This window comes from Mesorhizobium sp. M1A.F.Ca.ET.072.01.1.1, assembly GCF_004023325.1.
In the GTDB taxonomy this organism is placed as follows: Bacteria; Pseudomonadota; Alphaproteobacteria; order Rhizobiales; family Rhizobiaceae; genus Mesorhizobium.
On the sequence record NZ_RZSF01000294.1, the window covers coordinates 1 to 8,555 of the forward strand.

Sequence of the window (8,555 nt, forward strand, 5' to 3'; positions counted from 1 at the left end):
GATCGATGCCCGAGTCGCCGTCGCGCCAGCCTGCTGCCAAAGCGATCCAGGAAACCGGCGTCGCGGGCGGCACCTCAACGGCCTGGGCCACCGCCTCGCGATGGTCGGGATTGCCGGGTTCGCCGACCCAGTCGCCGACGAGCGCAAGCAATTCGAGGTCCGTGTCGCCGAGGAGCTCGGCAAGGTTGCTTAGGCACTCATGCGCCCACCAGATCGCGGGCCGCTCGGGCAGCAGATAGGCGCAGAAGGTGATTGCCTCCTCCGGAACGCGTCCAGCGAGCAGCGCGCGGCAAAACTCGATCGAGGGCTGGTCTGTCGGGACCGCTTTCATGTCCCGGGCAATGGCCGGGCAAGCGCTGAAGAGATCCCGCGCCGTCCTGAACCGGAGCCCCCTCGCCATGGCTGCCACGCCCTTATTAGGAATAGAGATACTGAAGCCCCGGCGGAGGCGCTGGTCAAGCATTAGCTTAGCAAATGACGAGCGCTCGCAGCGTGTGTTTGTTCACAGACAACCGGCGCGAGATTTGCTATCGTCCGCCGCAGGAGATCCGCTCAAACAGGGAGTAACGGTCATGCGGTGGGCCAGTTCAGCCTTTGCATTGGCGGCCGTGCTTTTTTCGACGCACGTTTCCGCTGATCCGCTTCAGAAATCCGAAGACATCGTGAAGTTCTTCACCGGCGCGAGCAATCTCGGCGCGACGCGCGGGATCTGCGTCGGCACTGAAGAAGAGTGCAAGAGCAAGAACGACCAGAACGCGGCCCCGACCAAAACCGGGCTCGACATGATGATCAATTTCGCGCTGGATTCGGCCCAGCTCGACCAGACCGCGCGCACCGAGCTCGACGAGTTCGCCAAGGCGCTGAAAGACAACCGGCTGAGTTCGTTCAGCTTCGTTGTCGAAGGCCACACCGATGCTTCGGGTTCGGATCGCTACAATCAGGACCTGTCGCAGCGCAGGGCGAAATCGGTTGCCGCATTCCTGACCGCGAACGGCGTACAGGCCACCCGGCTCGAAGCTATTGGTCTCGGCAAGTCGCACCCGCGCGTCGCCAATCCCTACGATCCGGTGAACCGCCGGGTCGAGATGCGGATCAGGACGGAATAAGCCGCACGAATCACTCACGCTGCGAACAGCGATCGACGGTAGCGCGACAGGGCCTCAGAGGGTCGCCTGGATCGAGCTTATCAGGGCCGTGACGGCCTGCTTGTATTTCTCGAACTCCGGCGATGTCTGTCGGACCTGGGTTGTGGTCGTCTGCTGGTTCTGATCGGACGACGCCAAGCGGGTCACCTTCTGACCCATTTTCCGCTCGGCCCAGTCGACGACGTAGCTGGTGGTCTTGCCGGTAAGGAAAGGGTTGGCCTGGATCACGGCGGAGCCGAGCACTGCGCTCAATTGCGCCGAGCCGGGCGACGCCAGCACCTGGGCAGCACCCTCCATGCCCAGGAAATGGCAGAGATAGAGCCTCCCGGCGGTGATCTGGTGGCCGCGGGCGCGAAGATAGGCTTCGCCCTCGCGCGCCAGATTGCGCACCATCTCGCGCGACAGCGTGGCGTCGTAGCGGAGCGCGAGCAGGTCGGCGGTCGACAGCGAGCGGGCGAGATCGGGCCGATAGGTGTTCATCATCCGGATCCAGGTCTTGGTGATGAACTGACCGGCACCGGTCGCCGAGGAGAGCGGGTTCTTGGCTCGCGCTTTGCCGCCGCTTTCGACATGGACGATGCGGTCGGTCAGCGTCTCGACGGCAGCATCGCCGTAGCCGCCGCCGGCGCCGCCGGACGCATAGGTGGCGACCGTGGTGACCGTACCCAGCGGATCGATCGCCTGGCCGCTCTGGTAGAGCTCGAAATGCAGGTGCGGACCGGTCGAAAGTCCGGTGGTGCCGATATAGCCGATGACGTCGCCGGCCTTCACCTTGGTGCCGACGCCGCTCGCGATGGCGAATTTCTGCATATGCGCGTAGCGCGTCTCGCGCCCGTTGGCATGGGTAATCTTCACCAGATTGCCATAGCTGCCGCCATCGCCCTGGAAGGTGATTTCGCCGTCGAAGGCGGCCATGATCGGCGTGCCGACCGGAGCGGCCCAGTCGACGCCTTTGTGAATGCGAACGGTGCCCAGGATCGGGTGCTTGCGCGGGCCGAACGTCGAGGTCATCACCCCGCTCACCGGCGTGACCATGCCGTTGGTGACGTTGAGCGAGCGAACCTCGTCATTGCCCGTCACGCACGCATACTGGCCGTCGCTCTGCTGGAAGACGAAACAGTCGAGCGTCTTCTCCGTGCCCTGAACGCCGACATAGAGGACCCGTCCTGAGATTTCGCCCTGGCCGCGCGGCGTCTGCGAGTAGATCAGCACCAGCCGCTGGTCCTCGCTGGCGAAGGCGTCGAGATCCTGTCCTCGCGACAGATACATGATGGCCTCTCCGATCACGCTGGTCGGAACCTTGTTGCGGGCGGCCGTCGAATATATCGCATCGAGCAGGCGATATTGGCGCTTGGGCCCGCCTTCGTCGGATGCGCCTGAATAGTTGAAAAGGTCCTCCCGCACCCACGGGTCGACGCCCGACACGAACGCGCCCGCAGCATTGCGCGTCAGCGTGCCGACATAGACATTCCTGGCGTAGATCGAGACCTGCATAAGCGACATGGTGGTGGTCTCGCGGTTCGGCCTGAATCCGCGCATCGCCACGACAAAGCCCGCCCCCAGCCCGTCGCGGTTGAACAGCGTCTTCAGCGCTTCGCCCGCCAGCTTCGCGTCGTCGGCGGAGAAATGCGCATCGGCGACGACGCTGTCCAGGCTGCGGTCGTTGAGGATTTTTACGAATGTGTCCTCGGTCGCCTCGAAGCGCTGGTATTCGCTGCTGACGGTCGCAACGGTCGTGTTGTTCTCGATCTGGGTCTTCTTGAACGCGGGAAGGGCAGCCTCGCCCTGGTCGACGGTCTCGCCCCAGCCCGCTTCCGGATCATCGGCATCCGCCTTGGGCGCTGAACCGGCAGGAGCTTCGCTCTCGTCGGGTGCGGCCTGAAGGTCGTTCTCAAGATCGCCTTGCTGGTCGTCGGCTGCGCCCGGTGTAGGCGGGGCAGCTTGCTGATCGGGTCCCATCGCTGGAGGTTTGGTCGCGGTCTGCCGCTGCGCCTGGAAGAAGGCGAAATCCTCCTGCGTCGAGGGGATCGTCGTCATGAATTTTTCGCTGGCGCTCAACATCACGTCGGACAGGATTTCGATCTGCGGCGAGGCGCCGGAACTGTCGAGCTCGGCCGGGCGCGCGACGGTCTTGCCCTTGGCCGTGTCGGCATCGGGCGCCAGCGTGATCCACATCGGATCGCCGGCGAGGTCGATGATGGCCGGCACATAGACCGAAGCGTCGGGCGGCACGTCATCCATCCCCTCGACCGGATGCAGTTCCTCGTCCTCGTCGCCGAAGGACCAGTAATCGCGTGTGAGGTAGAAACCCGTGGCTGTCGAGACGAGGACGAGTGCCGCAACGCCGGAAAGAATCCAGCGCCATAGCTTGCGTCGCCGCTCGGCAAGGCGCGCCTGCTTCTTCAGTTTGAAGCTCGTGTCGATGCTGTGCGTCACGGGCCGTTCCCGCTCAGGAAATAGGTCCAGCGCACCTGCTCCTGCGTGTCGACCTCAACGAAGCGCGCCGCGATATGGCCGCGCTGCCAGCATTCGTCGATGCCGCGGATCGAGAAGCGGCGCCGGTCGATGCACATCTCGATCGATCCGGTGAGGATCGCATGGCCGAAGACGTCCGTGGCGTAGATGTAGATGTAGCGGTTGGTCAGCTCCTCGCGGATGACGTTGACGCACTGGTTGGCGCCGATCGTCCACCAACCGTCGGTCTGGTCGGCATCGTCGACCTTCTGTCCGACGGCGAGGTTGACGACGTCGAGCGTCTGGTTGCAGACGGTGAATTCGGCATGTGCCTTGTTGACGGATAGCACGGAGAGCAAAGCCGTGCCGGCAAGCGCAGCAAGCTTCATGCGGCCGATGCGATCAGCAACAGGCCGGATCGGTCCGCGCTCCTTGCGTGACTGGGACAGGGTGGAAGAGAGCAGGCGGCAGAGAACCATCGGCGTCCGCGCTATCCGCCAAGCCGGAAATACTTGGCGGTGGCCGAAAATCCGGAATCGTCCGCCTGGATCTCCTTAAGGATCCGGGGCAGCACTTCCGAGGCGGGGGTCGGGCCCGCGAACATCGCGGCCTGGACGTCCCGTGGCCCGGTGATCACCAGGATGACCTGAGGCAAAGCCTTGCCGGCCGCCTTGTCGTCAGCGGCGAGATCGATGGCGATCTTGAAGGTCGCCCTGTCCGGCTGCGCGACCATGCGGCTGTCGAGGTTGAAGGCGGTGCCATTGTGGTTGATCAGCAACACGCTGGAGATGAGCCCCCCGCGCGTTACCAGCGTGCCGCTGATCGGTGATCCGTCGGGCACCGATGTCCGGTCGAGCATGAGCTGCGGTCGTTCAGCCTCGCTTCGATCGAGAAGGTGCAGGAAGGTGGGTACGCCGCATTGTGATGGGGTAATCAGGCGCACGCTGATGTCCGGCTCCACGTTGAACCTGGACTGGAACGCACCAAGCAGTTGCTCGAAAGGCTGCACGGCGGTTCCGAATCCCTCGATGGCCGCGGATGTGCCCGTTGCCGATGTCAGGGTCGCGTAGAAGCAATTGCCGCCGCTGAAGTCGCGCACCCAGGAGGCGCGCTGAGCCAACGCGTCGGTTTTGTTTGCCGGCGGCGGAACCTGGGGCTTTGGCAGATTGATTGCGACGTCGGTATTTTGAGATGGCTTGTTGGCCGGCGGTGGCTGCGGCAGTGGTGCCGGTTGTGTGGTCGAGACTTTCGGCCTTGCCGGCTGAGTAGCCGCTTCGGGCGCTGCCGGCTGGCGCGCAGTCGAAGCCGGCGCCTGATTTTGGTTTTCCGTAACTTGCGGCGCCGGCGTCTTCGACTTCGACAATTTGGACAGAGCGTCGACGAGGTCGGATGCGCTCGGTTTCGTCGCTGGCGGTTTTGCTTCCGGCGCCGCAGCAGCTTCCGCTGTCGGGCTCGACGGCCTTTGGTTTTCCGCTGCCTTCGGCAGGGGTGCCGGCAAGTTCTCGACCGACGGCTGAGCCGGTTCGGCCTCCCCCGGCTGCGAGGCTTTCGCCTGGTTGTTTTTGGCCAGGCTCTCTGAAGGGGCAGGCGGTGTCGGCTCGGATTTCTGTCCGGTCTCTACTTGCGCCTGTTTCTGGGCGGTCTTGTCCTGCGGTTGCGGCGCAGCCGATAGGGCAGGCTGTGTCGGCTTCTGCTCAGTCTCGGCCTGCTTCTGGACGGGTTGTGTCGTGTCTTGCGGTTGCGGCAGAGCCGGAGCGGCAGGCTTTGCCGGCTCAACGGCGGCTGAGCTGTCCGCCTTCGGTGCTTCCGGCTGCGGTTCGGCCGGCGCTTGCGGCCGAGGTTGCGGTGCCTCTGGCTGAGGCGTCGATGCCTCCACTACCGGCTTGGGCGCTTCCGCGACGGGTTTTGCTGCCGGCTTCGGCGTAAGAGGCCCAGGCTTTTCAACGGCAGGCGGAGTGACCAACGCGCCGCTGAAATAGACGCCGGCCGCCGCCAGGACTGCCAGAACCGCGACGCCGCCCGCTATAGCCGGGATCCGCGAGGGCTTTCGCTCCGCAGGTCGGCTTGAGGCACTGGCCGGAGCCGCCGCCGGCGCCGGGCTCGGTTGCGACAGGTGCGCAGGCCGCACATGCGGAACGAAACGCGGTTCGTCGGAGGCAGCAGAAGCCGGGGGACTGGAGTTTGGCAACGCCGTCCAGCCGGCGCGCGGCAAGCCGGATCGTTCGCGCGGAGCAAACGATCCGGGCGGCGGCAAGGTCGCGTCGAGGTCGTCGTCGCGCGTTGCCCTGGCGATCTCGGCCATGCTGGCGGGCCGGTCTTGAGGATCCGGCTGCAACATCGCTTCGATGAGCTCGCGGAAATCGGGATCGATGTCCGACAAGTCCGGCACGGTGCGGCGCTTCTCGATGACCTCATATTGCGAGCCGCTCATGTCGAGCGGCTTCCCGCGCAGCGCGGCGGCCAGCACCAGGCCGAGGCTGTAGATATCGGATTGCTCGCTGACCTCGCCGCCATAGAGGCCGAGCTGTTCGGGCGAGACGTAATTGTATTTGCCGGCGAATTTCCCGCCGATCAGCGTCTCGCCGCCGACATTCGCCGAGCGCGCGATGCCGAAGTCGATGATCTTGGCACGCTCGACCCGGCCGCCCGGCAGGATGATGTTGTCGGGCGAAAGGTCGCGGTGGACCGCGCCGGCCTGATGCACGGCGCTCAGGCCCGAGGCGAGGCGATGGCAAAGCCGACGCACGTCCGGTGGCGCCATCGGGCCGCGCCGCATGACATCGAACAGCGACTGGCCGTCGACGAACTCCATCGCCAGGTAGGGGCGGCCGATCCCCGGATCGATGGTGAAGACGTGGTATCGCACCACCGCGTCATGCGACAAATGGTTGAGGATCGAGGCTTCCTTGCGGAACAGCGACAGAATGGTTTGGTCGCGCGCGAACTCGGGCAGCACGATCTTGATCGCGACATGGTCGCCGGTCTGGATATTGTGGCCGCGATAGACTTCGCCCATGCCGCCGGATGCGATGCGCTCGTCGAGCTCGTAGATGCCGCTGAGCTGCGTGCCGACGCCGGTATTTGCGAGGTTCGGCGAAATCCGCGTCCTGTCGTCGTTGCTCATCTGTCTCAGCCCCTGGACCGATCCGCATCGAGCGGTCCGTTGCGTCCGTCGCCGATCCTGACCAGCACGATGGTGACATTGTCCGTTCCGCCGCGCGCCAGCACCGTCTCCAGCAGCTTCTCGCACGCGGCTTGCGGCGGCGCGGACTTCACCGCCGCTTCGATCTCCGCGTCGCTGACATGCGCGGTGAGCCCGTCGGTGCTCAATACGAAGATATCCCCCGGCATCAGCTCGCCTTGCTGAAAATCGATCTCGAGTTCGTCGCTGACCCCGACGGCGTGGGTGATCACATTGCGGCGCGGCCAGGTGAGCGCTTCCTCCGCGCTGATCATGCCCCGGTCTAGCAGCTCCTGGACTTCGGTATGATCTCTGGAAATCTGCGAGATAGCGCCGCCGCGTACCAGATAGATGCGGCTGTCGCCGGCCCACAGGCCCGCGAACCGCCCCTCCATGGCGAGCAGGGCGGCGAAGGTGGAGCCGATGGTGATGCCGCGCGAACGCGATATGTTGCGGATCTCGGCATTGGCGCGGCTCAGCCGGTCCTCGAAACGGGCGCGAAGGTCCGGCGCCGAGCTCGCAATGCCGATCGTCGCCAGGTGGTCGACGATGCTGGCCGAAGCGACCTCGCCGGCCTCATGGCCGCCCATTCCGTCGGCCACCACCCAAAGGCCGGCTTGTTGCTCGACCAGATAGTTGTCTTCGTTGTGGTCGCGCACACAGCCCTTGTGGCTGACGCCGAAACTCTCAATGGAAAGGGCGACAGTGCTCAATTTGCCACCAAGCGCTTCGCGAGCGTCCTCTGTGACGAACGATGGGCCGCGTGCCCAGGCCAGTTTGCCACAAGCGCATACTTTAGAGTATCAAAATGAAGGCGAGAGACGGTGGTGCTCGGGAACGATCCGATCGACCATGACGGCGCCATCTCAGAATGCCTTCGGACAGCTGAACCCGGACAGCGCCGGGAGCAGGAAGGGATTGGCGCCAGAGCCGCTCTCCATCTTGTAGGCGACATCGCGTCCGCCGATCACGAAGCGCGCCTCGGCGCCGGCGCCGTTGCTGGTGACGCTCGCCTTGTCCAGCAGGCGCTTCAGAGCCCATGGCCCTTCGAATTTGAGGGCGGACTCGCGGCCGGGCATCTCCGGCGTCAGGCTGAGGCTCGCGGATCCGGAAGCGCCGCCGCCCGGCCATGTCACCGTGCTCGGCGCATTGCCGGCCTGCGTGCTTTGCACCGTCTGCCCATCTACGTTGAGCACCGCACTGTCGACCTCGCTGTTCAGAGAGGAGGGCGTGAAGGTGATCGAGACCGACGGCGCCGAACCGCCGGAGGCGAAGAAGGCGCTGCGGATTTCCGCCGCCGCCTGGAACGCCTTCAAGGTCGATTTGGCGAGGTCGCGGCTGGAGCGGGCCTCCTGCTTCCAGGTCCAGTCCTGGCCTGTCATGTCGATCAGCGGCGTCAGGTTCTGCGCAAAGAACCGGTCCATCAGGCCGCCCGGTGCGAACAGCTTGGCGAAATCGGCAAGAGAGATTTCCTCGCTGCCGTCGCCGGCAAAGGGATAGTGGCCGTTGACGGCTTCCTCGCAGGGGCGCGTGACCGTCTCGTCGAGCATCTGGTTGAGGTTGGCTACCGAAGTCTCGGCGACATTGCCTTCGAACTCGTCCGCCGCCGCGTCGACCATGCGCGCGAGCTGCTTGGGCAGGCGCGACGCATTGGCGCGCATCGTCGAAATCTGCAGCTTCAGGTTCGCGTTGACGCGCTCCGTCTGCGCGGGGACATCCGCTGCCAGCTTCACGCTCTGGTAGATGTCGTGGAAGTTTTGCGTCAGCGCATCGAG

At 64.8% G+C, this 8,555-nt stretch carries 6 protein-coding genes and 1 pseudogene; 1 reads left to right on the forward strand and 6 read right to left on the reverse strand.

Features of this window, described 5'->3' with window-relative positions; genetic code table 11:
- A pseudogene (locus tag EOA32_RS29005) lies at positions 1 to 331 on the reverse strand (hypothetical protein); the annotation flags it as partial.
- Between the two features lie 241 nt (positions 332 to 572).
- Here EOA32_RS29005 and EOA32_RS29010 point away from each other — a divergent pair.
- Positions 573 to 1,106 (forward strand): OmpA family protein, encoded by a 534-nt coding sequence (locus EOA32_RS29010; protein WP_189407448.1) that lies wholly within the window; start codon positions 573 to 575, stop codon positions 1,104 to 1,106.
- Between the two features lie 54 nt (positions 1,107 to 1,160).
- Here the strand turns inward: EOA32_RS29010 and EOA32_RS29015 are convergent, their stop codons facing one another.
- The 5 genes from EOA32_RS29015 to EOA32_RS29035 all read right to left on the reverse strand — a co-directional run.
- Positions 1,161 to 3,581 carry a M23 family metallopeptidase gene (locus EOA32_RS29015; RefSeq protein ID WP_128373544.1) on the reverse strand — a complete coding sequence of 807 codons (2,421 nt, stop codon included), beginning with the start codon at positions 3,579 to 3,581 and terminating at the stop codon, positions 1,161 to 1,163.
- The gene (locus tag EOA32_RS29020) at positions 3,578 to 4,078 is read right to left on the reverse strand and encodes a DUF1036 domain-containing protein (protein WP_245307622.1); all 501 of its coding nucleotides are present in this window, start codon (positions 4,076 to 4,078) and stop codon (positions 3,578 to 3,580) included. Before EOA32_RS29020 ends, EOA32_RS29015 begins: the two co-directional genes overlap by 4 nt.
- A gap of 11 nt (positions 4,079 to 4,089) precedes the next feature.
- Complete coding sequence (locus EOA32_RS29025) at positions 4,090 to 6,723, reverse strand: serine/threonine-protein kinase (RefSeq protein ID WP_128373545.1); 2,634 nt, start codon at positions 6,721 to 6,723, stop codon at positions 4,090 to 4,092.
- A gap of 5 nt (positions 6,724 to 6,728) precedes the next feature.
- A complete protein-coding gene (locus EOA32_RS29030) occupies positions 6,729 to 7,493 on the reverse strand; it encodes a protein phosphatase 2C domain-containing protein (RefSeq protein WP_066989102.1) in 765 nt (254 codons plus the stop codon).
- Positions 7,494 to 7,646: 153 nt separating this feature from the next.
- Positions 7,647 to 8,555, reverse strand: a 909-nt coding sequence (locus EOA32_RS29035; RefSeq protein WP_281015292.1) for a type VI secretion IcmF C-terminal domain-containing protein, incomplete at its 5' end; no start/stop codon positions are given.

What these genes read in the sequence shown, in the direction of transcription:
- EOA32_RS29020 (WP_245307622.1), bottom strand. Translation starts at nt 4,078, where the DNA reads ATGGTTCTCTGCCGCCTGCTCTCTTCCACCCTGTCCCAGTCACGCAAG.
- EOA32_RS29010 (WP_189407448.1), top strand. Translation starts at nt 573, where the DNA reads ATGCGGTGGGCCAGTTCAGCCTTTGCATTGGCGGCCGTGCTTTTTTCG.
- EOA32_RS29025 (WP_128373545.1), bottom strand. Translation starts at nt 6,723, where the DNA reads ATGAGCAACGACGACAGGACGCGGATTTCGCCGAACCTCGCAAATACC.